Raw genomic sequence first — 26,532 nt, 5'->3', positions numbered from 1 at the left:
CATACAATGTTCAGACTCAATTTAAAAATAGCTTTAAGAAACCTGTGGAACCATAAAACTTCATCAATAATTAATGTTATTGGTTTAGCAATAGGACTTGCATCATGCCTTTTGTTGCTGCTATATGTATCCTATGAATGGAGTTTTGATAAGCAATTTAAGCGCTCGGAAAATGTTTATCAGGTAATGACCAATTTTGTAGATGCTAAAGGTAACATTAAGGGAACTGTTGATCTAACAAGCAATGCAATAGCCCAGGTTATAAAACAAGAAATTCCAGATGTTGAGGCGATTAGTCGTATCAGTAATAATGGTCAACAGTTAATAGCTAATGGTGAAAATAGTTTTAAAAAAGAATCTAAATATGCTGATCCGGATATTCTTAAAATATTTAATTATGAGTTTATAGCAGGCAATCCGCTTACTGCTTTAAATACACCTAAATCGGTGGTTTTAACCGAAGGAATGGCAAAGTTGTTATTTAAAGATGGTGATGCACTTAACAAATCAGTACGTTATAACAACGAGGCAGATTTAACAGTTACAGGTATTATTAAGGACTTGCCTGGCAATAGCACAAATACATTCGATTTTCTGATGCCATGGTCTTTATTTGAAGCACTATCTGATTGGGTAAAAAGGCCCGATTGGGGCAATTACAACTGGCAAACCGTAGTTCGGGTAAATGAGCAGGCAAACATTCCTTTGATAAATTCAAAGATGAAAGGAATTATAAAAAAGAACAGTAGTTATTCAACAGATGAATCCTTTATATTTAAGTTATCCGATAGACATTTGTTCGGCAAATTTGAGAATGGGAAAAGTGTGGGTGGGGATATTGAACGCATCTATTTATTTGTTGCCTTAGCATTAGGCATTCTGTTTATTGCCTGTATTAATTTTATGAATATGGCAAYAGCCAAATCTGAAAGAAGGGCAAAAGAAGTTGGCATTAAAAAAACAATAGGAGCAAGCAGGGCTTCCTTAATTTCTCAATTCCTAACAGAATCGATTTTACTAACTGTTATTAGTGTATTGGTGGCCATTGTATTGGTCGAAATCTTACTCCCAACATTTAATAACCTGCTTAATATAAAACTTAGTATTGATTATTACAGTGCCGGCTATTGGGTTGGTATTACAACTATAATTCTATTAACAGGATTGTTGTCTGGGAGTTATCCTGCATTATATCTTTCATCCTTTAATCCTATACAAACCCTAAAAAGAAAAATTGCAAGAACAAAAATTATCCCTGTTAGTTTGAGGCAGGTACTGGTTATTGGTCAGTTTAGTTTTGCTATTATACTCATTATTGCTACCCTGGTTATTTATAAACAGGTCCAATTTATCAAAGACAGACCGGTAGGTTATGACCTTAACCTTTTGGCCGAGATGCCCCAGGAAGGTGAGCTTGGAGGGAAGTTTGATCTTTTTAAAACAGAGCTATTAAAATCAGGTGCAGTTACAGCTTTATGCCAGTCATCGGGAAGTTTATCTAACAGTGGTTCTAGTTTTTGGAATTTTGAATGGCCTGGAATGACCAAGGCAGATAAGGATGTAATTTTTAATCAAATTGCTACTACCTATGACTTTACCAAAACAAATGGAATACAACTGGTTTCGGGACGTGATTTTTCTAAATCATTTGCTTCAGATACTGCAGCGCTAATGTTGAGCAGCACTGCAGTGAAACTGATGGGACTTAAAAATCCAATTGGTACACCAGTAAAATATCATGGTAATGATTTTACTGTAGTTGGGGTATTCAAGGATTTCATTTGGGGCTCTCCATATTATACCGACCGACCAATGGTAGTTGCTTTTAGTCAGGGATGGGGTGGTCAGATCACCATGCGTCTTAACCCAGATAATAGTTTAACCAAAAATGTTGAGTTGATAACGCAGATAASCAAACAAATAAATCCAGCTTATCCGGTTGATTTGAAGTTTGTTAACGATCTGTATGCCAAAAAGCTACAGGGAGAGAAGGTTCTCGGTATTTTATCAAACTTGTTTGGTGGATTGGCCATATTTATATCCTGCTTAGGGTTATTTGGTTTGGCTGCTTACAGCGCAGAGCAGCGTACTAAAGAGTTTGGTGTACGTAAAGTTCTGGGTGCCTCGGTAGCCAGTATCATGCAGCTGCTATCTGTATCGTTTATGAAAATGATTTTGGTAGCAATTATAATTGGCGTACCCGTTGCCTATTATTTGATGAATAAATGGCTAGGGCATTTTGAGTTCCGCACTGTAATTTCCTGGTGGATTATAGTAGCCGCAATATTTGGTACAAGTGCAGTCGCCTTTTTAACAGTAAGTTTTCAGGCTTATAAAGCTGCAAAAGCTAATCCTGTTGATGCATTAAAATACGAATAACCTTAAACTCAATCATAATGTTTAAACTGAATTTAAAAATTGCATTACGCAACCTTTGGAAAAATAAGGGGTTTACACTTATAAATATTGGTGGCCTKGGTATTGGGTTGGCCAGTTGTATGATCTTATTGCTGTATGTTGCCTATGAATGGAGCTATGATAAGCAATTCACTGATTTCGACAAAACCTATGTTGTTTATAACAATCAGAAAACGCCTACAGAAACTTTCAGTTTTGCGGCTACTCCCGGAGTATTAGCTGTCGAGGCAAAACAAACGGTTCCTGGGATAGAAAAGATTGCAAGGTTAGATTATCCAACTGATAGGTTAATCACTTATAAACAAAACAGCTTTAAAAAAGGAAGTGTCTTTGTAGATGCAGACTTCACCAAGATATTCGATCTGAAGGTGCTTAAAGGAAACCCTTCAGAATTTTTGAAGAATCCTAATTCCATAGTGCTTACAGAAACACTTGCAAAAAGTCTTTTTGGAGATGAGGATCCTTTGAATAAGACTCTGAAGCTTGATAATAGTGAAGAGTTAAAAGTAGAAGGGGTTGTTGCTGATGTGCCAAAGAACAGCAGCATTCAATATGAATTTCTGATGCCATGGGCATTGTACGAAAAACTAAATCAGTGGACAAAAGATGCATCCTGGGGTACTAATTTTTGTTTAACGTTTGTTCAGTTTAAAGACAATTCTTTCTTCGAAAATGCCAATAAACAGTTTCATGGAATGATCAAATCTCATGATAAAACCAGCAATGGTGAGCTTTTTTTATACCCACTATCTAAATGGCATTTGTATAGCACATTTGAAAATGGCTTGCCTGTTGGTGGTAAAATTGACCAGCTGAAAATCTTCTTTTTACTTGCCTTTTGCATCCTCCTAATTGCCTGTGTAAACTTTATGAATCTATCTACTGCCCGCTCTGAGAAAAGAGCTAAAGAGGTTGGGGTACGTAAAGCCATTGGTTCGAGCAGGAAGGCCCTGGTAGGGCAATTTATGATGGAATCAATGCTTATGGCCTTAATGAGTATGCTTATAGCCTTTGTATTGATAGAGATTAGTTTGCCTTATTTTAACAGCATAATAGGTATTCAATTGTCAATTGATTACAGCAATTGGCAATTTTGGGGTACGCTATTCAGTTTAACAGTTTTAACCGGTTTGCTGTCGGGCAGTTATCCAGCATTTTATCTTTCATCTTTTGCCCCAATTAAAGTGCTTAAGGGATTTACCTTATCAGGAAGTTCTTCATTGTCTGTTCGCAAGGGATTGGTGGTTTTCCAGTTTGTATTTGCAGCCTGTTTAATTGTTTGCACCATCGTTATCTATCAACAATTGAATTACATTAAAAATAAGCCAATTGGATACAATAAAAATAACCTGATAGAAATTCCTATACAGGGGAATTTGAAAACTCCGGCTAAAAGAGAAATACTTAAAGACCAATTGCTGAAATCGGGTGCCGTAACATCAGTAACTAGTTTCTCGCAAAGGCTAACAGCTGGTGGCAATAATGGATATGATGTAAGGTGGCCAGGTAAAAATCTAAATGATAAGATCCTGATAAATTTTAGGTTTACAAACTATGACCTGGTTAAAACAACAGGTATGGAGCTGGTTGATGGCCGAGATTTTAGCCCTCAGTTTGCCGACTCAACAAATGTTTTGATTAATGAGGCTCTTGCTAAAATTATGGGGATGACTAAGCCTGTTGGCAGTAAGATAAAATGGGGAAATACTGACATAACTATTATTGGAGTGCTTAAGGATTATGTGATGGAATCTCCATATCAAAAGGCAAACCCTGTTTTGATTGCCATGAATGATAATCCGGCAAGATATATTATAGTGCGTTTAAATCMGGATCAAAATGTTAGTACCTCGGTGGCCACTATAGATAATACCGTAAAGAAACTTAACCCTGAATACCCTGTAGACAGAACATTTGTAGATGATTCTTTTGAAGGTAAGTTTGCCAATGAGAAATTACTAGGCACTTTATCTAATTGGTTTGGTGGTTTTGCCGTGTTTATTTCTTGCCTGGGCTTATTAGGGTTGGCTCTTTATATGGCAGAACAGCGTAAAAAAGAAATCAGCATCCGTAAAGTTTTAGGTGCCAGTAATCTTAATATTCTTACACTCTTAAATAAAGATTTTATAAAGTTGGTGGCCATAGCCAATGTAATTGCGTTTCCGCTAGCCTATATCATTATTAATAAGTGGCTGTCTGGATATGAATTTAAAGTGTCTATTTCCCCTTTACCTTTTGCAATAGCAGCAATTCTATCACTTATTATAGCCGTTCTAACTGTAAGTGCACAGTCGGTAAAAGTGGCAAAAGCAAACCCAATTGATGCCTTGAAGTACGAATAACCTAAACTCGATCAAAATGTTTAAACTCAATCTCAAAATCGCATTAAGAAACCTTTGGAAAAACAAAGTTTACACATTGATTAATGTGGGTGGCCTGGCAATTGGTTTGGCAAGTTGTATGGTATTGCTGATTTACATTGCTTACGAGTGGAGTTACGACAAGCAGTTTAAGAACTATGATAAAACCTATGTGGTATATAATAATTCCAAAGCAAATACGCAGGTATTTAGCTGGGCGTGGACACCAGGTCTTATGGCCAATGAGGTGAAAGAAAAAATACCTGGAGTTGCTTATGCTTCGCATTCTACATATCCTAATGATCAATTAATTAGTAATGGGGAAAAGAAGTTCAAAAAAAGTGCAGTTTACAGTGAGCCTTCTTTCCTAAAAATATTAGATTATAAATTTATAAAGGGGAATCCTGATAAGGTGTTAAGAGAGGTCAATTCGGTGGTCCTTACAGAAACTATGGCAAAGAATCTATTTGGCGACGAAGATCCAATTAATAGAAGCGTAAAATTTAACAACAAATACATACTAAAAGTAGAAGCAGTTATTGAAGATATTCCAGCAAATAATAGCATCAGATTCGATTTTTTAATGCCATGGGCGCTGTATGCCGATCAAAACCCATGGGTGAAAAATGCAGGTTGGGGTGGCAATTTCTGTTTAACACTGGTACAATTACAAGACAACAGTTTTTTCGAAAAAGCGAATGGGCTAATGAAGGGGATTTATTCCCGGAATTCAAAGGACGCTATGGGTGAGGCACTGCTTCATCCATTAGCAAAATGGCATTTATATAGTGATTTTGACAATGGAAAATCGGTAGGTGGCAAAATTGATCAGATCAAAATCTTTTTTATTCTTGCATTCTGCATTCTTTTAATTGCATGCGTCAATTTTATGAATCTTTCTACCGCCAGATCAGAGAAAAGAGGGAAAGAAGTTGGCGTACGCAAAGCAATAGGTTCGTCCAGGAAATCGCTCATTGGCCAGTTTATGACGGAGTCTATGTTGCTTGCAATAATGGGTATGGTTATCTCCTTTGTTTTAATAGAGGTCAGTTTGCCCTATTTTAATGGACTTTTAAATATTCAACTAGCTATAAATTATCACGACTGGAAGTTTTGGGTAGCGTTACTCAGCTTAACTTTAACAACAGGTTTTATTGCCGGAAGCTATCCGGCCTTTTATCTGTCCTCTTTTGAGCCGGTTAAGGTGTTAAAAGGAGCTAGTAATATTGGAAGCTCTTCACTTTCTGTTCGTAAAATATTGGTCGTTTTTCAGTTCAGCTTTGCAACCTGTTTAATCATATGTACTGCAGTGATCTATCAGCAGTTAAACTACATTAAAAATAAACCAATTGGTTATAATAATGGTGGATTAATAGAGATGCCCGCACAGGGCAATTTCGTTAACAGCGAGAAACTGGATCTTCTGAAAGATCAGTTGGTAAAATCTGGTGCGACCACAAGCATAACCTATTTCAGCACGCCATTAGGTGATGAGGGAAATAATACATTCAGTGTTGGGTGGCCTGGCAAAAATGTAAATGATAAGGTGCTGTTCAATTATCGCAGTGCTGGTTATGATTTTACTAAAACGCTTGGAGCACAGATGGTCAGCGGCAGGGAATTCTTAAGAAAGGCAGATTCACTAAATGTGATCGTTAATGAGGCAGCAATAAAAGTAATGGGATTAAAACAACCAATAGGGGCAAAGATCGATTTTGAGGGAGCTAAAGTTACCATTATTGGGGTGATGAAAAATGTTGTGACCGAATCGCCTTATCAAACATCTAAGCCAATGATCATTTACAATAGAGCTGAAGAGTTTAGTAACATTATCATCAGATTAAATCCTTCACAAAATTTAAGTGCCTCTGTTGATAGGATTGATGAAATTGTTAAAGCTTTAAATCCTGATTTTCCTATAGACAGGAGGTTTGTAGCTGATACTTATGAATATAAGTTTCAAAATGAAAAACTCCTTGGTACTTTGTCCAATTGGTTTGGCGGTTTTGCCATATTTATCTCTTGTTTGGGTTTATTAGGTTTAGCATTATTCATTGCCGAACAACGCAAAAAAGAAATCAGCATCCGTAAAGTTCTGGGTGCAAGTACTGCAAATATTTTAACGTTGCTAAATAAAGACTTTGTTAAACTGGTAAGTATTGCTAACCTCATTGCTTTTCCACTTGCTTATATTGTCATTAACAAGTGGTTGTCTGCTTATGAATTTAGAGTGAGTATTTCGGCTTTACCTTTTGCAATAGCAGCGGTGCTATCGCTTATTATAGCTATTCTAACTGTAAGTGTACAATCCGTTAAGGTGGCTAAATCCAATCCTATTGATGCTTTGAAATACGAATAACTTTTAACTGCTAAAGTCATGTTCAGATTAAACTTAAAAATAGCACTACGTAACCTTTGGAAAAACAAGGGGTATACATTAATTAACGTGGGCGGGTTAGCAATTGGTTTAGCCAGTTGCATGGTGCTGCTACTGTATGTTGCGTATGAATGGAGCTACGACAAGCAGTTTAAGAACTATGATAAAACATATGTAGTGTATCTTAATTCGGTAAGCAGTACTGATATAGTTAGTTACGGTGTTACCCCGGCACCAATGGCAAAGGAAATCAGCGAGAAAATTCAAGGCGTAGCTTACGCATCACATTCTTCAACCCCCACTAATGAATTATTAAGCTATAAGCAAAACAACTTTAAAAAGGCTGCTATTTTTGCAGATCCCTCATTTCTTAAAATACTGGATTATAAGTTTATCAAAGGCAATCCAATGAAAGTGTTGCAGGAGACAAATTCAGTTATACTGACCCAAACAATGGCAAGAAATTTATTTGGTGATGAAGACCCGATTAATAAGACCGTAAAATTTCAAAACAGTGAGCCATTAAAAGTTGAAGCGGTAATTGAAGACGTTCCTAAAAATTCAACTATTCAGTTTGACTATCTGATGCCCTGGTCATTGAATGAGAAATTAAATATCTGGGTGAAAAATGCCACATGGGGAAGCAATGCGTTTCTTACTTTAATGCAATTGAAGGATAATAAATACCTGGATAATGTTAGTGGTCAGATAAAAGGCATTTATAAACGCAACTGGAAGAATTCTGAAAATGAGGGATTAATGCATCCATTATCTAAATGGCATTTGTATGATAAGTTTGAAAACGGAAAATCAACCGGTGGCAAAATAGATCAGATCAGAATTTTTATTGTTCTGGCTTTTTGCATTCTTCTGATCGCCTGTGTTAATTTTATGAATCTGTCTACGGCAAGGTCCGAGAAAAGATCAAGAGAAGTTGGTGTACGTAAGGCTATTGGATCTTMAAGAAAATCACTTATTGGGCAGTTCCTTATGGAATCTATGGTGCTTTCCCTTATAGGAATGCTGGTTGCTTTTACTTTGATAGAGATAAGCTTGCCATATTTTAATAACCTTCTAAATATTCAACTGGTTATTAATTATCAAGACTGGAAGTTTTGGAGTACGCTGCTAGGTTTAACCATAATTACCGGTTTTATTGCCGGAAGTTACCCCGCCTTCTATCTTTCTTCATTTGAACCTGTAAAAGTATTAAAGGGCTTTGCAGCCATTGGCGGCTCATCACTTTCGGTAAGAAGAGTGTTGGTTGTGTTTCAGTTTGTATTTGCAGCATGCTTAATTGTTTGTACCGGAGTAATATATCAGCAGTTAAATTTCATTAAGAACAAGCCAATAGGTTACGATAGAAATGGCCTTATAGAAATACCGGTTCAAGGCAATCTAAAAGGAAAAGAAAAACTGGATCTTGTAAAAGATCAGCTTTTAAAATCAGGTGCTGCAACCTCAGTTACCTATTTTAGTCATAGTTTAAATCAGTTTGGAGATGCAACTTTTGATTTTAGCTGGCCAGGTAAAAATCCAAAAGAACTGATCTTATTTAATTACAGAGGGACGGGCTATGATTTTACTGAAACAACCGGTGCCAAAATTATTGCCGGCAGAGAATTTTCGTCTCGCTTTGTAGATACTGTAAATGTTCTGGTTAACGAAACCGCAGTAAAAATAATGGGACTAAAACAACCTGTTGGCACGATAATAAAATGGGATGATACGCCGGTAACAATTGTTGGTGTAATGAAAGATTTTGTAATGGAATCTCCTTATCAAAAAGTTAATCCACTAGTGATGTATAACCCAACAAGCAATTATAATTACATCATCGCAAGGCTAAATCCGGATCAGAATCTGAGTTCTTCCGTTAGTACTATAGACAATATCATTAAGAAGTTTAACCCTGATTTTCCGGTAGACCACAGATTTGTTAACGATGATTTCGAATCAAAACTTCAAAACGAGAAATTGCTAGGAACCCTATCTAACTGGTTTGGTGGCTTTGCAGTATTTATTTCTTGCCTGGGTTTATTAGGTCTTGCCTTATTTATGGCCGAACAGCGTAAAAAAGAAATCAGCATTCGTAAGGTTTTAGGCGCCAGTACAGCAAACATCCTTACGCTATTAAATAAGGACTTTATCAAGCTGGTTGCTATTGCAAATCTCATAGCTTTTCCACTTGCCTATATCATTATAAGTCACTGGTTGTCTGCTTATAGTTTTAGAGTGGCCATATCTGTATTGCCATTTGCTATTGCCGTTGGACTATCATTTCTGATTGCAATTTTAACAGTGAGCATACAATCCGTTAAGGTGGCTAAATCTAATCCCGTAGATGCCTTGAAATATGAATAATTGAATATTGTTCGTTATTGTACGAAGCCTGTTCGATAATGAACATGTGGTGCTTATTTTTAGATGTTAATTTATTGATTATAAGGCTTGTGTGAGGTTTTTTTAATTTGGCATACGATTAGCAACCAGAAAGGAAATCATGACGAAATGTTCAAACTGAATTTTAAAATCATATTGCGAAGCATTTGGAAGAACAAAGTGTCTTCCATAATAAATGTTGTGGGCTTAGCCATTGGCCTTGCAGCATGTTTAATGCTGTTGCTATATGTAATGTATGAGCTGAACTTTGATAAACAGTCAAAAGATTCCGAAAATGTACATGTAGTGATGACTAACGTTCTTGATGACAAAGGAAAGATCTTTGTAACCTTTAATGGGTCGACAACTGCATTTGCTCCGGTAATTAAACGGGAAATTCCTGAGGTAAAATACATAAGCCGGATGGACTATGGTAACACCGGATTAATTGCAAATGGAATTAACGGCTTTAAAAAGAAGTCTAAATTTGCCGAACCAGACATTTTAAAGATGTATGATTATAAGTTCATGCATGGTGATCCTAAGACAGCTTTAAAAGACCCCAGATCAGTAATACTTACAGAAAGCACGGCTAAAACTTTATTCGGATCAACTGACGTATTAAATAAAACGGTCAAATATCAGGAGAAAGAGAATTTGACCGTTACAGCAGTTATAAAAGATCTTCCAGAGAACAGCTCAAATAGATTTGATTATTTAATGCCCTGGTCTCTGTACGAAATACTAGATGAGGGCGCCAGAGATTTAAACTGGAGCAATTTCAGCTTTGTAACATTGGTTACCCTAAGGCCGGATGCAAATCTTGATTTGGTTAATAAGAAAATTTATGAGGCCATTAAAAGAAACAACAGAGAGGTTTCTCAACCCAACTTCCTTTTCCCGTTAAGTAAAATGCACCTGTACGGAAAGTTTGAAGAGGGTAAAAGTGTAGGTGGAGACATTGAACAGATCTGGCTTTTTACAGCTTTGGCCATAGGTATACTCTTAATTGCCTGTATTAACTTCATGAACATGGCAACGGCAAAGTCCGAAAAACGTGCAAAAGAAGTTGGTATAAAGAAAACGATAGGGGCAAACAGGAGGTCCTTAATTATGCAGTTTCTGGCCGAATCAATGGTGCTTACATTAATTAGTGTAATCATTGCTATTGCATTAATAGAAGCGTTTATGCCAATATTCAATAACCTGCTGAATATTAAAATGAGCATCCCTTATTTTAATTCTTACATCTGGTTAGGGCTTTTGTCTGTTATTTTACTTACCGGGCTAATTGCCGGTAGTTATCCTGCATTTTATTTGTCGTCTTTTAACCCTACACAATCGCTCAAAAGAAATGTAGAGGGCAGAAGCTTCTTTTCGCTAAGCTTAAGAAAGCTGTTGGTAATTGGACAGTTTTGTTTCACAATTATCCTGATCATCTCAACGCTGGTTATTTATAAGCAGATTCAGTTCATAAAAAATAAACCAGTTGGGTTTGATGTAAATGCACTGGTTGAAATGCCGCAAGATGGGCAATTGAATGAGAAATTTGAGTTGCTTAAAACAAGATTGTTAAAATCTGGTGCCGTTACAAACATGTATCAGTCATCGGTTAACTTATCACATCACGGGTCTAATTTTACCGGAATAGAATGGCGGGGGATGCCAAATCCCGAAAATAAAGTGTTGTTTAACAGAGTTGGAACTACTTACGATTATATTAGTACTAATGGAATTAAACTGATCAGTGGTCGCGATTTTAATAAGAAATACGCTTCTGATTCTTCCGCGATTTTGGTTAGTGCCTCTGCGGTTAAAGTAATGGGATTAAAAAAACCAGTTGGCGAAATTGTTAAAATGTTTGATAGCAACTGCACCATCATTGGCGTTTTTGATGATTATGTATGGGACTCGCCATACCAATCAAATAATCCGATGATCGTTTATTTTAATAAAGGTGGTACAGGGGCAATTACCATGCGCTTAAATGAGAACAATAACCTGCAACAAAACATAGAGACAATTACAAGCATCACTAAAGAAATAAACCCGGCATATCCTGTAGAGATCAAGTTTATGAATTCTATATATGCTGAAAAACTTACTAAGGAAAAAACTCTGGGATTGTTATCTAATCTGTTTGGAGGTTTGGCTATTTTTATATCTTGTTTAGGGTTGTTCGGCTTATTATCTTATAGTGCCGAGCAGCGTACCAAAGAGTTTGGAATAAGAAAAGTTTTGGGTGCTTCGGTAGTAAGCTTAATGCAGCTATTATCGCTGTCGTTTGTGAAGATGATTCTTGTTGCAACCGTATTAGCGGCACCTATAGCTTACTATGTGATGCTTAAATGGCTGGATAATTTTGAATTTCATACCACAATCTCATGGTGGATAATTGCATTGGCTGCCCTTGGTACCATAACAATAACCTTGCTTACTGTAAGCTATAAGGCTTATCGAACAGCTAAATCAAATCCAATTAATGCACTTAAATACGAATAACCAGATTAATAAGAATTGAGATGTTTAAACTGAACTTAAAAATCGCCTTACGAAACCTTTGGAAATATAAAGGATACACCTTCATAAATATCACAGGATTATCTATCGGACTGGCCGCATGCCTGCTTATTTTTATCTTTTTAAGATACCAGCTGAGCTTTGACAAGGGATATGAAAATAACGACCGGATCTACCGGGTCGTATCCTCCTGGACCTATCCGGGCGAAAATGAATTTTATAGTAAAGGAGTGCCGCGACCGCTCGCTGCGGCAGTGCGTAACGACTTTCCTCAGGCAGAGCAGGTTGCTGCTGTTCAGGAATCAGGAGGGATCATCAAGGTTGCGGCCACCACCACAAGACCTGAAGTTAAAGAAGCATCAAGCGTTTATTATATTGAACCCCAGTTTTTCGATATCATTAAGATCAAGTGGCTTGAAGGAGAGCCACGCAAGGCGCTGTCAGTCCCGAACACCGTTACCCTGTCAAAAAAAACGGCAGATAAATATTTTGGAAAATGGCAGGATGCCGTTGGCAAGAACATCAGGTTTTCAAACAGGTTAGACCTCAAAGTCACCGGCGTTTTTGAAGATTTTCCGGATAACAGCAGTTTCCCTTTCAATGTAGTCATTTCCTACCTGACCTACAAAGACGAAAGCCTGAATAGCTGGCAATCTGTAAGCTCGAGTTCCGAATGCTATGTGCTGTTAAAAAAAGGTGCCGACGCATCAGCGCTTAAAGCTCCTGTATTGAAACTTATCGATAAATACTATGAAAAAGGAAGCGTAGGCAAGGAGCACCACTATTTTCAGCCCTTAAGTGATATCCACTATAACGAAAAATTCAGCAACTTTAATAATAAAGTCATGCCGGAGGGTCAGATCATCGGTTTGATCGTTATTGGTTCATTTTTATTGCTCACTGCCTGTATCAATTTTATTAACCTGGCCACCGCCCAAGCCGTAAGCAGATCTAAGGAAGTTGGTATCCGCAAGGTAATGGGAAGCAGGCGCAAACAATTGGTATGGCAGTTTTTAAGCGAAACCGCACTGATCACCATCATTGCATTGCTTATTGCAAGTGTGCTTACAGAATTAGCCCTTCCGGGAATGAGAAATCTGTTCAGTGGGGATATTTCTTTTAGCCTCTTTGGGCATCCCGTGATATTCATCTTCATGACCCTGTTGGTTTTGGTAGTGAGTTTCCTGGCTGGCTTTTATCCCGCAATGATCGTGTCAGGTTTCAGTCCTGCGCTTGCGATAAAAAATAAGATCAGCGCCGCAAACGCAGGAGCAATCGGACTCAGAAGGGCGCTCGTGGTTATTCAATTTGCCATCACATCCGTACTGATCGTAGGCACTCTGGTAGTGATCAATCAAATGAGTTACATGAGGGCCAAATCTTTAGGGTTTGATACCAATGCCATTGCCCTGGTGGATGTACCATCCGATAGTCTGAGCCAACTAAAATTCAACACCTTAAAGGAGAAAATACTTCATATCAATGGCGTGAAAGCAGTCAGTTTTAGCAATGCAGCCCCTTCATCCAACAACAACAACACCTCCAGCTTTAAATACAACAGTACCAAAGATGAAAACTTCCAGCTGAGCGTGAAATCAACAGACCGTGACTACATCAACACCTTTTCATTGAAACTGATCGCAGGGAGAACCCTGTCTAAAACAGACACCCTTAAAGAAACCGTTGTCAATGAAACCCTGCTAAAAAAACTCAACATCAGCAACCCCAATGAAATTCTTGGAAAATTTATAGAAACTCAAGGCCGTAAGATGCCGGTTGTTGGTGTGGTTAAAGACTTTAACAATTTTTCTCTGCATGATAAAATAGAGCCTACAGCATTGTTCTCCTACAAGGGTGTCTACAATCTTATGGCCGTGAAAATGGAACCAGGCCAGCTTCTTCAGGCCATGAAAGCCATTGAAAGCGATTGGAACGGGACATTTCCTGATTATGTGTACAACTCCAGCTTTATGGACGATCAGATCAGCTCATTTTATGAGACGGAGCGGGTTATGAGCGTACTTTTTAAAGTATTTGCAGGGGTGGTTATCTTCATCTCCTTCATAGGCCTGTTTGGATTGATCTCCTTCATCGCTACACAGCGGACCAAAGAAATAGCCATCCGAAAAGTACTTGGAGCATCCACTGCAGAACTCATCAGGATGCTGAACAGTTCATTCCTCTGGATGGTGCTGATCGCCAACCTCATCGCCTGGCCAGTTTCTTATATATTTGTTTCCAAGTGGCTTCAAGGTTTTGAATACAGAGCACCACTCAGTGTTTGGCCCTTTATGATCGCCATGCTGCTTTCCATTGTCATTACCCTGATCACTGTAAGCCTTAGGTCCTACAAAGCTGCCAGTACCAACCCAATTGATGCCTTGAAATACGAATAGAATTAAAACATAAAAACATAATCTCATGATAGAATTAAGAAATATAGAGAAATATTACGCTAACAAAGGGGTAAAAAGTTACATCCTTCGTCACGTAACTACAAGTATAAAACAAGGTGAATTTGTTTCCATAATGGGACCATCTGGCGCAGGAAAATCAACGCTGCTTAATATATTGGGAATGCTGGAGGAACCTACCTACGGACAGTATGAGTTTATGGGCGAAGATGTAGTTTCACTAAACGAGCGTAAGCGTATTGAGCTATACCGTAACCATATTGGTTTTGTATTTCAGGCTTATCATCTTATTGATGAGATGACGGTAGCCGAAAATATTGAAGCACCATTATTGTATAAAAAAGTTCCGGGCTCTGAGCGTAAAAGTCGGGTAGCTGATATTCTGGACAGATTTAATATGGTGGCCAAGAGTGATCTTTTCCCGAATCAATTATCTGGAGGCCAGCAGCAATTGGTGGGTATTGCACGCGCTTTGGTGGCACAACCGTCTATAATTTTAGCTGATGAGCCTACAGGTAACCTGCAATCTACTCAGGCTTTACAGATTATGGATCTGTTTAAAAAGCTAAATGAAGAGGAGGGAATTACCATTGTTCAGGTTACCCATTCTGAAGTTAATGCTGCGTATGGAAGTCGTATTCTGCATTTATTGGATGGGGTTATTAAGGAAGACGTTGTGGTTCAACAAACTGTTTAAAGAATAGCGGCTGAACATGTTTAAACTAAATCTTAAAATTGCTTTTCGGAATCTGATTAAAAACAGGGTTTATGCTGCAATTAATATTGGAGGATTGGCACTTGGACTTACAGGTTTTGTGCTCTTGTTGTTATTTATTAACCATGAAAATAATTATGATAAATGGGACTCGAAACTAGAAAATGTTTATCAGGTCAGAGAATTTCTCAATCTTTCCACTCCTGATAATAGGCCGCATTGGCAGGAGCTTAATAATTCCAGAAATGCAGAAATGCTAAAAAAAAGCATTCCCCAGTTTAAATATGTTACTAAGATAGATAATGATTGGGGGGATGTTCTTTCCATAAAAGCCGGGCTTGCCGACCCTTTAGTATTAAAAGGATTTGTTAATGCTGATTCTCTGTTTTTTAAGGTATTTCCTTATCAGTTTCTGCAGGGCAACCAAAATAATGCATTGCAATCTCCTAATTCAGTAGTGCTGAAGCGTAGTGTTGCAAAGTTGCTATTTGGTACTGATGAGGCTTTAGGAAAAACCATTAAGATATTTATGTGGAAGGGCGATCCTGGTACATCTTATACTGTAACAGGTGTGGTTGAAGATCCCTTGGCTTCAGAAAGCCTTAAGTTTAATGCAATATTGCATAACGGAGAAAGAGAAAAAGATCCTGAGAATTTGAATGTCACTACCCCTTGTAAAATATACGGGTTAGTAAATACGGCAATAGATACAAATGCACTAAATAAAACCATTAACATCGCTCATTTTGATTATAAAAATAAACTCTATGGTGAAGCAAAAAATAAGGATGTTTCTAGAAGTACAAGCGCTCCGATTTTAAAAATTATCCCTTTAAAGGATGTACATAGGAATCCTCCCTTTGCAAAAAACTGGGTAGATAAAATTAAGCCTGTAGTAGCACTATCTATATTTTTATTGCTCATATCTGTCATCAATTTTATTAATCTTGCCACAGCACAATCTGTACAAAGAGCTAGAGAAGTTGGTGTCAAAAAGGTGTTGGGAACAAGCAAGAAACAACTTGTATGGCAGTTTCTTTTTGAAGTGGCCATTCAAAGTTTATTTGCATTATTTATTAGTATTGCACTTGTTGAACTGTTACTGCCCGCCTTTAGCACTAATTTTGATGCACAGCTTAGCTTTTGGCACAATGCAAAGCTAGTGTCCATATTATTCCAGCTATTTGCTGTATTTATTATTGTTACGTTGTTGGCTGGTTTGTACCCTGCGGCTGTACTCTCTAACTATAATCCTATTGCTGTATTAAAAGGAAATTATGAACATAGTTTTAAAGGTATTGCTTTAAGAAACGGATTAGTTATTGTCCAATTTGCAATTGCTGCAACATTTGTAATCTCTATTGGTGTAATGCAATCACAAACAAATTTCTTAGTAAACAAGGATCTTGGTTTTGATCGTTCCCATCTCATCAATATATCAACCAATTATGATGACCGGTTTGCTGAAAGGATAAAAAAAATACCAGGAGTGCAATACGTAGCTACTACAACCCAGGTAATGGGTAATACGTTTAACGTTTCTGAAAAAGTAGTGTATAAAAGTAACACCTTTGATTTCAATACTGTAACAGTTACCATGGAAACATTGCCAGCTTTAGGTGTACATCTGGTTAGCGGTAGGCTGTTCTCTAAAGAGTATAAACAGGATACAGTAAATACGGTTGTTTTAAATGAAGCAGCAGCAAAACTACTTGGTAAAAATATTGTTGGACAGGACTATGATGTGCTAGACGAAAAGAGAAAATATACTTTTCGCATCGTCGGAGTGATCAAKGATTATCATAATGAAAGTTTTGATAAGACTGTTTTGCCTACAATTTATAAAGTTACCCATTTAGGTGGTATGTCTAGTACCAATAACCTTTTAGTCCGTTTCAACACGGATAATTACCAACATATGATAGAGTCAGTAAGGCTGGAGTGGATGAAGATTTACCCCGAATTTCCAATGATATATACCTCTGGGGAGGCGGCCTTTCAAGCCCAGATACTTTCAGACAAACGTTTCATGGAAATGATCACGCTTTTTAGTGCCTTTTCAATATTGCTTTCTTTGCTTGGTTTATTTGCTTTATCAGCATTCGTTTCAAAACGAAGAACAAAAGAAATTGCTGTTCGTAAAGTGTTGGGCGCTTCTAATTTCCAAATAATCAATATGCTTAATCGTTCCTTCCTGGTACTGATTGTAGCAGCAAATGTAATCAGTTGGCCCATTGCTTACATAGTTATGAATAAGTGGCTCCAGGGGTTTGCCTATCGTGTTGATATGCCGTTCGCTCCATTTGTATTTGCAACCATAATATCTTTAATAATAGCAGTATTTACTATCAGCATACAGGCAAGAAAAGCTGCGGTTAGCCCCCCAGTAAAGGCATTGAAATATGAATAATTAAGCCCTAAACGATGTTTAAACTAGATCTTAAAATTGCTTTTCGGAATTTACTAAAGCACAAGACTGCTTCGCTGATCAATATCAGCGGGCTCGCCATTGGTCTTGCAGCAAGCCTATTGTTGTTGCTGTATGTGCAATACCAGTGGAGCTACGATAAGCAATTTGGGAATAGTGAAAACACTTATCACTTGATGGTTAATTTTTACGGTACCGATAAGAGCATTACCGGAACCACGCCACAGGTTTCCAATGTGCTTCCATTGGTGCTAAAAGAAGAAAGCCCAGAAATAGAAAACATCAGCAGGGTGTTATGGGCCAGCAGAAGATTAGTGGCTAATGGGCAGAATTCTTTTAAGGTAGAAGGACGCTATGCTGATCCTGATCTGTTGCGAATATTTAAGTTTGACTATCTAAGCGGTAATCCGGAGAAAGCCTTTGACGATCCGAACTCCATTGTGCTTACAGAAACCATTGCAAAACGGTTATTCGGCACTGTTGATGTACTCAATAAAACTGTTCGATTTGAAAACCAGGCCAACCTGAAGGTTACTGCGGTAATAAAGGATCTTCCGCCAAATTTTACCTATGGATTTGAATGTCTGACATCCTGGAAACTTTATGAGAACCTGAACGGATGGCCAGCCGAATCTAACTGGGGCAATTATTCTTTCTTTACGTTGCTTACACTAAAGAATGGGACCGAACCTAATGCATTCAACCAAAAAATAAAAAACACCATTGCCAGAAATACCGGAACAAAAACTCTTGAAGCAGCCCCCTTTGTATATCCCCTCGAAAAATACCATCTATATGGCCATTTTACTAATGGTATAGCCGATGGCGGCCAGATCGAACAAGTACGCATTTTCATTATACTTGCCTTGGGTATTCTTGCAATAGCCTGCATCAATTTTATGAACCTCTCTACTGCCAGATCTCAAAAACGTGCTAAAGAAGTGGGTATCAGAAAAACAATTGGTGCCAGCCGCACATCATTAATAATGCAGTTCCTGCTCGAATCATTTATCCTGACCATAGTTAGTGTGGTACTAGCAATAGTCTTGGTTGAACTATTCCTGCCAGCATTCAATGGCCTGCTGAATACCAAACTGCAGATCAGTTATGACCATCCCGGAAACTGGCTGGCAGTGACCGGCCTGATTCTGTTTACCGGTTTGATTGCTGGTAGTTACCCAGCATTTTTCCTTTCTTCATTTAACCCGGTTCAGGCTTTAAAGAAGACCATAGCATTTAAAAGCAATTTTAGTCTCAGCTTTAGACAGGTGCTCGTTATCATCCAGTTCGGCTTTGCAATTGTTCTAATCGTGGCAACACTCATCCTTTATCAGCAATTACAATATTTAAAGAACAGACCTCTGGGATATGATAGCAATGCACTGATCGAAATGCCTCATGAAGGCAACTTATATCCTAAATTTGACTTGTTCAAGGACAGATTGCTCAACTCAGGGGCAGTAACTGCGGTAACGCAGTCATCAGGAAGCATCGCCTTTCAAAATTCAAATACCAGCGGGCTTGAATGGCATGGCATGAGAGATGGAGATAAGAAAATTTCATTTGACCTTATTCAGACCACTTATGATTTCCTGAAAACGAATAACATCAGATTAATTGCCGGACGCGATTTTAGTAAAGGCCGTGCCTCAGACTCGTCGGCACTGATGCTCAGTGAAACTGCTGTAAAACAAATGGGGTTTAAAGAACCCCTTGGTCAGCAAGTTCTTTTCAACGGTAAACAAAGACCGGTGGTGGGCGTATTTGCCGATGTACTGTGGGATGAACCTACCAGAACGCTGCACCCAATGGCCATCGTATTCAATGCTGAAAACAGTGATGTAATCACGATGCGGTTAAACACTACAAGGAATGTACGGGAAAGCATTGATCAGATCACAAAGATCACAAAAGAATTAAATCCTGATTTCCCTGTAGAAATCAAGTTTGTTGATAGCCTGGTTGCCGAGAAATTTGAACATGAACAAATGCTGTCTATAATATCGAACCTCTTTGCAGGCCTTTCTATATTTGTTTCCTGTCTTGGCTTATTTGGGCTGTCGGCCTTTAGTGCCGAGCAACGCACAAAAGAGATTGGCATACGTAAAGTATTGGGCGCAACCATTACTGGTATCATTACCCTGTTGTCAGTAAGCTTTGTTAAAACAGTTATGATAGCTATGGTGTTGGCCATGCCAATTGGGTATCTGATTATGAATAATTGGCTGATGCAGTTTGATTACCACATTTCAATTGGCCCTGCCGTATTCATTCTTACCGGAGTATCGAGCATTTTGATTGCGTTGTTTACTGTGAGTTGGCAGGCTTATCGTGCTGCAAAGTCAAATCCTGTGGATGCATTGAAATATGAATAAGTCATTTTGCCGCCGTCTCGTCCTCGACGATTGCTTTAAATTACGCATAATGCAACTATCTTTGCATCATGCAACGCAGTTTTACCGATCAGCTGAACAGAGAAATTTTAATCAATTATCCGCCAAAGCGGATCGTCTCTTTAGTGCCTTCTCAAACAGAACTGTTGCTCGAGCTTGGGCTTGATCAGGAAATCATCGGACTTACTAAATTTTGCATTCATCCCATTGAAAAGTTTGCAGAGCGTACCAAAATAGGAGGGACTAAGAAACTAAATATCCAGCTAATAAGGGATTTAAATCCCGACCTCATCATCGGTAATAAAGAAGAGAATGAGCAATCGCAGATCGAAGAACTGATGGAGGATTATCCTGTTTGGATGAGCGATATTTATACGCTGGAAGATGCAAAGAAGACCATTGCCCAAATAGGTGAACTGGTTGACAGGCAACCAGAAGCCTCCTATTTAAATCACCTGATCAGTGCAGGCTTTAATGATCTTCAAACCTTGGCCGTTCAAAACGGAATCAATAAAAAAGTTGCCTATCTGATCTGGAAAAAACCATATATGTTGGCTGGCAGAGATACCTTTATAGATAATATATTGGCATTAAATGGCCTTAGCAATGTAATTAAAGAGAAGCGGTATCCTGAAATTGAACTAAATGAACTGGCTAAATTAAAGCCCGATCTTATATTTTTATCCTCAGAGCCCTATCCCTTCAAAGAAGCACACCTTGAAGAAATCAGGGCTGTAGTACCTGAAGCTAAAGTAATGTTGGTTGATGGAGAAATGTTCTCCTGGTATGGTAGCCGACTGGTTAAAGCAGTTCAGTATCTGTTTCAGCTTCAAAAGGAACTTTATTAACCGGCCGGCTGGGTTGAATTATTTATCTTTAACAGTTGTTCTTACTTCAACAAGGTAACCTCAACTCTTCTGTTTTTTAAACGTCCTTCTTTAGTTTTGTTATCTGCAATAGGCTGTGTATCACCTAAACCTGAAGTTTGAATTCTATCTCCGTTAATACCTAAACTAACCAGGTAAGTTTTAACAGATACTGCACGTTTTTCTGATAACCACTGATTGTATTTTGCGGTCCCAGTTTTATCCGAATGTCCTTCGATAAGAATTTGACGGTTGGCGTCCTTCTGTTTTAAAACTTTAGCAACATCAGCAATACTCTTTTTTGAACCTTCATTTAAATACGAAGAGTTGGTAGGGAACAATATCTCTGAACTAAATGTGAATTTAATTCCGGCATCAGTACGCTCTACCTGACTTTCAGGAAGGTCTTTCTTAATGTTGTCTAGCTCAGCATCACCCGCTGGTTTCTCTGCCGGAGAAGKAGGGGCTTGAATAACTTTTTTAACGGTTTTACACGAGAGTGTTACGCTAACTAAAAGCGCCAAAAATAAGATGGTTTTCTTTGTCATTTGTGTGGTTTGTATATAAAGTTTGTGTTAATTCAATTTGTTGTTTGTTATTTCAATTCATCAATTGCGCTGTCAGTATAGCTCAAAGCAGCCTGGTCTCCTTGTTTTTGCTTTTTAAGTTGCAGCAGGAAGTTAGTAACATATTTATTGTAGCCATAGCTTTTGTATTTCAATCCGATGGCTTTAACAAGATCAACTCCCTTTTTTAGCTCATTAATGTCGCTAACCTTGCCTAATATGTTTACATAAGCAGGAATCATCTCTATTTGTTCCTGAGCAGACATTGCTGTAAATTTCTCAGTAATGAAAGGTAATTCTTTCTCTGAACCAAATTTTGAATAAACAAATGCAATTGCTTGTGTAAGTGATGCTTTGTTGTCTTTCTCAAGCGCTCTAGCGACAGTTAGGGCTTCTTCAGGTTGTTGTAAAGCAAGAGCCATTAATGACGATCCCTGAACGGCATACGATTTACTTTCAAGCCCTTTTTTGAACAATGCTAAATCAGCAGCATTTTTATTGCCACCTATAATGGAAATTGCCTGTGCCTGCACAAGGGTATTCGGATCAGAAGTGGCCAGTTTTTGAATTGCAGGCATTGCAGTTTTAAAAAGTTCTGAATCATCTGCCGCAATTGAATCTATTGCCTGCATTCTTAACGTATAATACTTGTYGTTTAATGCCGAAAGTAAAACCTTTGCACCTTCTGCATCTTTTTTGTTTTTTCCAGCGGCTTCTATCGCTTCAAGTCTGTCCATAAATAAAGGAGCGTGTGCATATTGAAATGCAAACTCGGCTAAGGATTTATGGTCGTCTTTTTCAGCTAATAAAACTTTATCGGCATCAACATTCACAAGGTCGGGCTTAGTTGCACTGGCAAATGTAAAAGTCTGTACTGCATCTTTAAATGTTACCTGATAACGCTTTTTATTGGCCCCGGTATACACATCTATGGCCATAGGTAAGGTAAAAGGATCTCCCGCCTGAGTTTGTTTAAGTGTTACTTTTTGAGTTTTCGCGCTTTCATCCCATGCATAGTCTATACTTATTTTCGGATGACCGGCATTAAAATACCATTGGTTAAAGAACCAGTTCATGTCCTGTCCACTAGCTTCCTCCATGGCCAGGCGTAATTGATGAGCTTCACCATTTTTAAAAGCGTTTTGTTTCAGATAGATATTTAAGCCTTTAAAGAAAACCTTATCGCCCAAATAGTTGCGCATCATGTTTAAAATGCGACCGCCTTTTTGGTAAGATACCGCATCAAAAACCTCTTCTTTATCGGCATAATGAAAGCGTACCAGGTTCTTTAAAGCTTCTTTTTTAGAACCTAGATACTGGCTCATGTCTTCATAATTGTGCGCATCGGCAGCATCTTTTCCATACTTATGTTCTGCCCATAAATATTCGCTATAGTTGGCAAAAGATTCATTTACAGTTAAGTTGCTCCAACTTTCAGCCGTAACATAATCGCCAAACCATTGATGGAACAATTCGTGCGCGATAGTGCTTTCTGCCTGTCCGAAATTTTCATCAAGCATTTCTCTTGGTGTGCGTTGTACGTAAGCACCGTGTAAGGTGGCAGTGGTATTTTCCATTGCACCGCTTACGTAATCACGAACTACAATCTGGCTATATTTATTCCAGGGATAGTCAACACCAAGTGTTTTAGAATAGAAGTCTATCATTTCTGGGGTAAGCCCAAAAATTTGTTTGGCATAAGGCGCGTAAGCAGGTTCCAGATAATAGTCTACTTCTTTACTGTTCCATTTATCACGATAGATTTTGAAATCGCCAACTGCCATCATAAATAGATAAGGAGAATGTGGCAGATCCATTTTCCAGGTATCTGTACGGGTTCCATTGGCATTTTTTAGCTGACTTACCAGTTTTCCGTTTGATAAGGTTACGTATTTAGCCGGCGCAGTAATGCTAATTTCGGCTGTAGTTTTTTGATTTGGTTTATCTATAGTGGGGAACCAAGCAGAAGACGCTTCTGTTTCGCCCTGCGTCCAGATCTGTACCGGCTTCCCTTTAACCGCACTGTCTGGATTAATAAAATAAAGACCTTTTGCATCTGTTATGGCAGCGCTGCCCTTTACTTTTAATTCATCAGGTTTTGCTGTATAATCAATAAAAATGGTGTAGGCTTCGCCTGGTAAGAATTTCTTTCCCAGCTGTATTTTTAGCTGCTCTTCATCGTAAGTGTATTTTAACGTTTGCAGGTTTTTCCCATTTACTAATGCAATAGTTCTGATATCCATGCCCTGAGCATCTAGGGTTAGCGAATCTGTTGGGTAGGCGTAAGGCTTTAATGTTACCCACTCTTTACCAATTAGATGGCGTTTTGAGTAGTCGAACTTTACATCTAATTTTGTGTGCACTAATGCATTTATTTTTGTAGATGATGCATGGTAAGGGGCCTGAGCCCAAACACCGATGGAAGTTAACATGAGTGCCAGTCCAACCCTGGCCGATTTGCAAAATAAGTTCTTCATTAAAGTTAATTAAAGCGCCCAAGTTACGTATTCGTAGTAATAAAGAAAAGTAACAGTGTTGTGTGCGTATTTTTTGTTTAATTTTATGAACATAATCTCAATATTAAATTTTAGGTAAAACAATTTTGGCTATGAAAACAACATTTAAAAACAGCCTGATCGCACTTGTCATTATGTTCCCTATTTTTGCTCAGGCTCAAAAAAACAATACATTACAAAAAATGGCAATAACTTATCCGGAAACAAAGAAAGAAAACATAAAAGACACCTATTTTGGAACTGTAGTAGAAGATCCGTACCGTTGGCTGGAAGATGATCGTGCAGAGGATACCAAAGCATGGGTAAAAGCAGAAAATGCAGTAACCCAAAAGTACCTGGCCCAAATTCCTTTCAGAAAAGTCATAAAAGAACGATTAACAAAGTTGATGAATTACGAAAAGTATTCTCAGCCATTTAAAGAAGGCGATTATACTTATTTCTATAAAAACACGGGTTTGCAAAACCAAAGCCTTCTGTATCGTCAAAAGGAAGGCGGAGAGCCTGAAGTATTTCTGGATCCAAATACGTTTTCTAAAGATGCAACCACCTCATTGGCCGACATCAGTTTTTCTAAAGATGGAAGTTTGGTAGCATATCAGCTTTCGGCAGGAGGTTCAGACTGGACCAGCGTTGTTGTGATGCACGCAGCCGATAAGTCAATTATTGGCGATACACTTATTGACGTAAAATTCTCTGGTATAGCCTGGCAAGGCAATACCGGCTTCTATTACAGCAGCTACGATAAACCTAAAGAGGGAAGCCAGCTATCAGGGTTAACAGAACAACATAAATTGTTTTTCCATAAACTGGGAACGCCGCAAAAAGACGATCAGCTGGTATTTGGAGGTGCAAAAACTCCACGCAGGTATATTGGTGCAGGCTTAACAGAAGATGAACGCTATTTGATTATCTCTGCTGCTAATTCTACATCAGGTAATGAGTTGTACATAAAGGATCTTTCTGTGGCCAATTCTGCCATTATCCCTGTGGTCGATAATTTTGAACAAAACCATAGCATCATTGATAATATTGGCAGCAAGTTGTACATATATACAAACCTTGACGCKCCAAATGGACGCATCGTTACTGTGGATGCTGCCGATCCCAAACCTGCAAACTGGAAAGACCTGATCAAAGAAACAGAAAATGTATTAAGCCCATCAACCGGTGGAGGTAAGCTATTTGCTAATTACATTAAGGATGCAGTTTCGATGGTATTGCAGTATGATATGGACGGTAAACTGGAACATGAAATTAAGTTGCCCGGGATAGGTACAGCTGTTGGCTTTGGCAGTAAAAAGAAGGAGCTAGAGCTATTTTATACCTTTACATCCTATGTTTATCCAACTACAATTTTTAAATATTCGGTAACTACAGGCCAATCGGAAGTCTATAAAAAGCCGGGTATCGATTTCGATCCATCAAAATACGAGTCTAAACAGATATTTTATACTTCTAAAGACGGCACTAAGGTGCCAATGATCATTACCTATAAAAAAGGACTAGTGCTAAATGGCAAAAATCCTACTGTGTTATATGGTTACGGAGGTTTTAATATTAGTTTAACTCCTGCGTTTAGTACTTCTATAGTTGTTTTACTGGAGCAGGGAGGTGTTTATGCAGTCCCTAATCTGCGTGGTGGTGGCGAGTATGGCGAAAAATGGCATCTTGCAGGAACTAAACTCCAAAAGCAAAATGTATTTGACGACTTTATTGCTGCGGCGGAGTATTTGATTTCAACTAAGTATACTTCTAAAGATTACCTGGCAATAATGGGTGGTTCAAATGGCGGGTTGTTGGTTGGAGCTACCATGGCGCAGCGACCAGAGCTGTTTAAGGTAGCATTTCCGGCCGTTGGGGTAATGGATATGTTGCGCTACCATAAATTTACGGCAGGAGCAGGCTGGAGCTATGATTATGGAACGTCGGAAGATTCAAAAGAGATGTTTGAGTATTTACATAAGTATTCGCCCGTGCATGCTTTAAAAGCAGGAGGGAAATATCCCGCAACATTGGTTACTACTGCCGATCATGACGACAGAGTTGTGCCTGCGCACTCTTTTAAGTTTGCGGCAACCTTGCAGGAGCGGCAGGGAGGTGATGAACCGGTGCTGATCAGTATACAGACCAACGCCGGGCATGGTGCCGGTAAACCGACAGATAAAGCTATTGAAGAGATTGCCGACAAATGGGCCTTTCTATTCTACAATATGGGCTTGGGATATAGGTAACTGAAAGAAGAGATGCACCCACAACTCCTGGGTTTCTCGGATGGTAAGAGGGGTGGGGCAATAAAAGAATGTCACGTCCTGATAAGCAATGTCGCCTCCTGCTCTGGCTATACAGGAGGTGATTAGTTAGTACTAAGCGTCATTCTAATACGCTCGTCATCTCGACGACAGCATGTGCTATAGCACGATTTCAGGATAACGAGTATGTCTTCATGGCTTTTTGATTGAAAACTAGCGACGACTCTACCGGAAAACAGTTAAATGAAAAAATATTTTAATTTTTTTTTATTCATGAAATTTATTGATGCATTAAAAATTTCAAATGTATTTTGCTGGTTATCAGAAG

The 26,532-nt window shown here is 38.4% G+C and carries 13 protein-coding genes; 11 read left to right on the top strand and 2 right to left on the bottom strand.

From position 1 onward, the window contains the following. The first annotated feature begins 6 nt into the window (after nt 1-6). From AC1DG9_RS05720 to AC1DG9_RS05675, 10 genes are all read left to right on the top strand, one after another. Nucleotides 7-2,379, top strand: a complete 2,373-nt coding sequence (locus tag AC1DG9_RS05720) for an ABC transporter permease (protein WP_477634396.1) — start codon at nt 7-9, stop codon at nt 2,377-2,379. 17 nt (nt 2,380-2,396) lie between these two features. Further along, a complete protein-coding gene (locus tag AC1DG9_RS05715) occupies nt 2,397-4,760 on the top strand; it encodes an ABC transporter permease (RefSeq protein WP_477634395.1) in 2,364 nt (787 codons plus the stop codon). Nucleotides 4,761-4,776: 16 nt separating this feature from the next. Continuing rightward, the gene (locus AC1DG9_RS05710) at nt 4,777-7,137 is read left to right on the top strand and encodes an ABC transporter permease (RefSeq protein WP_337715341.1); all 2,361 of its coding nucleotides are present in this window, start codon (nt 4,777-4,779) and stop codon (nt 7,135-7,137) included. Nucleotides 7,138-7,155: 18 nt separating this feature from the next. After that, a complete protein-coding gene (locus AC1DG9_RS05705) occupies nt 7,156-9,519 on the top strand; it encodes an ABC transporter permease (protein WP_477634394.1) in 2,364 nt (787 codons plus the stop codon). Between the two features lie 147 nt (nt 9,520-9,666). Continuing rightward, nucleotides 9,667-12,039 (top strand): ABC transporter permease, encoded by a 2,373-nt coding sequence (locus tag AC1DG9_RS05700; protein ID WP_337715339.1) that lies wholly within the window; start codon nt 9,667-9,669, stop codon nt 12,037-12,039. A 20-nt stretch (nt 12,040-12,059) separates the two neighbouring features. Beyond that, nucleotides 12,060-14,453, top strand: a complete 2,394-nt coding sequence (locus tag AC1DG9_RS05695; protein WP_337715337.1) for an ABC transporter permease — start codon at nt 12,060-12,062, stop codon at nt 14,451-14,453. Between the two features lie 25 nt (nt 14,454-14,478). Next, complete coding sequence (locus AC1DG9_RS05690) at nt 14,479-15,168, top strand: ABC transporter ATP-binding protein (RefSeq protein ID WP_337715335.1); 690 nt, start codon at nt 14,479-14,481, stop codon at nt 15,166-15,168. 16 nt (nt 15,169-15,184) lie between these two features. After that, a complete protein-coding gene (locus tag AC1DG9_RS05685; protein ID WP_477634393.1) occupies nt 15,185-17,596 on the top strand; it encodes an ABC transporter permease in 2,412 nt (803 codons plus the stop codon). Nucleotides 17,597-17,610: 14 nt separating this feature from the next. Continuing rightward, complete coding sequence (locus AC1DG9_RS05680; RefSeq protein ID WP_337715331.1) at nt 17,611-19,989, top strand: ABC transporter permease; 2,379 nt, start codon at nt 17,611-17,613, stop codon at nt 19,987-19,989. A gap of 68 nt (nt 19,990-20,057) precedes the next feature. Beyond that, nucleotides 20,058-20,855 (top strand): ABC transporter substrate-binding protein, encoded by a 798-nt coding sequence (locus tag AC1DG9_RS05675; RefSeq protein ID WP_337715330.1) that lies wholly within the window; start codon nt 20,058-20,060, stop codon nt 20,853-20,855. 41 nt (nt 20,856-20,896) lie between these two features. On the opposite strand, the gene AC1DG9_RS05670 is transcribed toward AC1DG9_RS05675, so the two are convergent. Together AC1DG9_RS05670 and AC1DG9_RS05665 are read right to left on the bottom strand one after the other, a co-directional pair. Continuing rightward, entirely contained in the window at nt 20,897-21,421 is a 525-nt protein-coding gene (locus tag AC1DG9_RS05670) for an OmpA family protein (RefSeq protein WP_477634392.1), read from the bottom strand. Between the two features lie 47 nt (nt 21,422-21,468). Continuing rightward, nucleotides 21,469-23,916: a M1 family aminopeptidase gene (locus AC1DG9_RS05665; RefSeq protein WP_477634391.1), complete on the bottom strand. Its 2,448-nt coding sequence runs from the start codon at nt 23,914-23,916 to the stop codon at nt 21,469-21,471. A 131-nt stretch (nt 23,917-24,047) separates the two neighbouring features. On the opposite strand from AC1DG9_RS05665, the gene AC1DG9_RS05660 reads away from it, so the two are divergent. Beyond that, the gene (locus AC1DG9_RS05660) at nt 24,048-26,186 is read left to right on the top strand and encodes a prolyl oligopeptidase family serine peptidase (RefSeq protein WP_430709519.1); all 2,139 of its coding nucleotides are present in this window, start codon (nt 24,048-24,050) and stop codon (nt 26,184-26,186) included. The last annotated feature ends 346 nt before the right edge of the window (nt 26,187-26,532 follow it).

Source organism: Pedobacter sp. 05L430 (assembly GCF_056397585.1).
The sequence above is the reverse complement of the archived record's forward strand: the minus strand, read 5'-3'. Positions and strand labels throughout refer to the sequence as shown.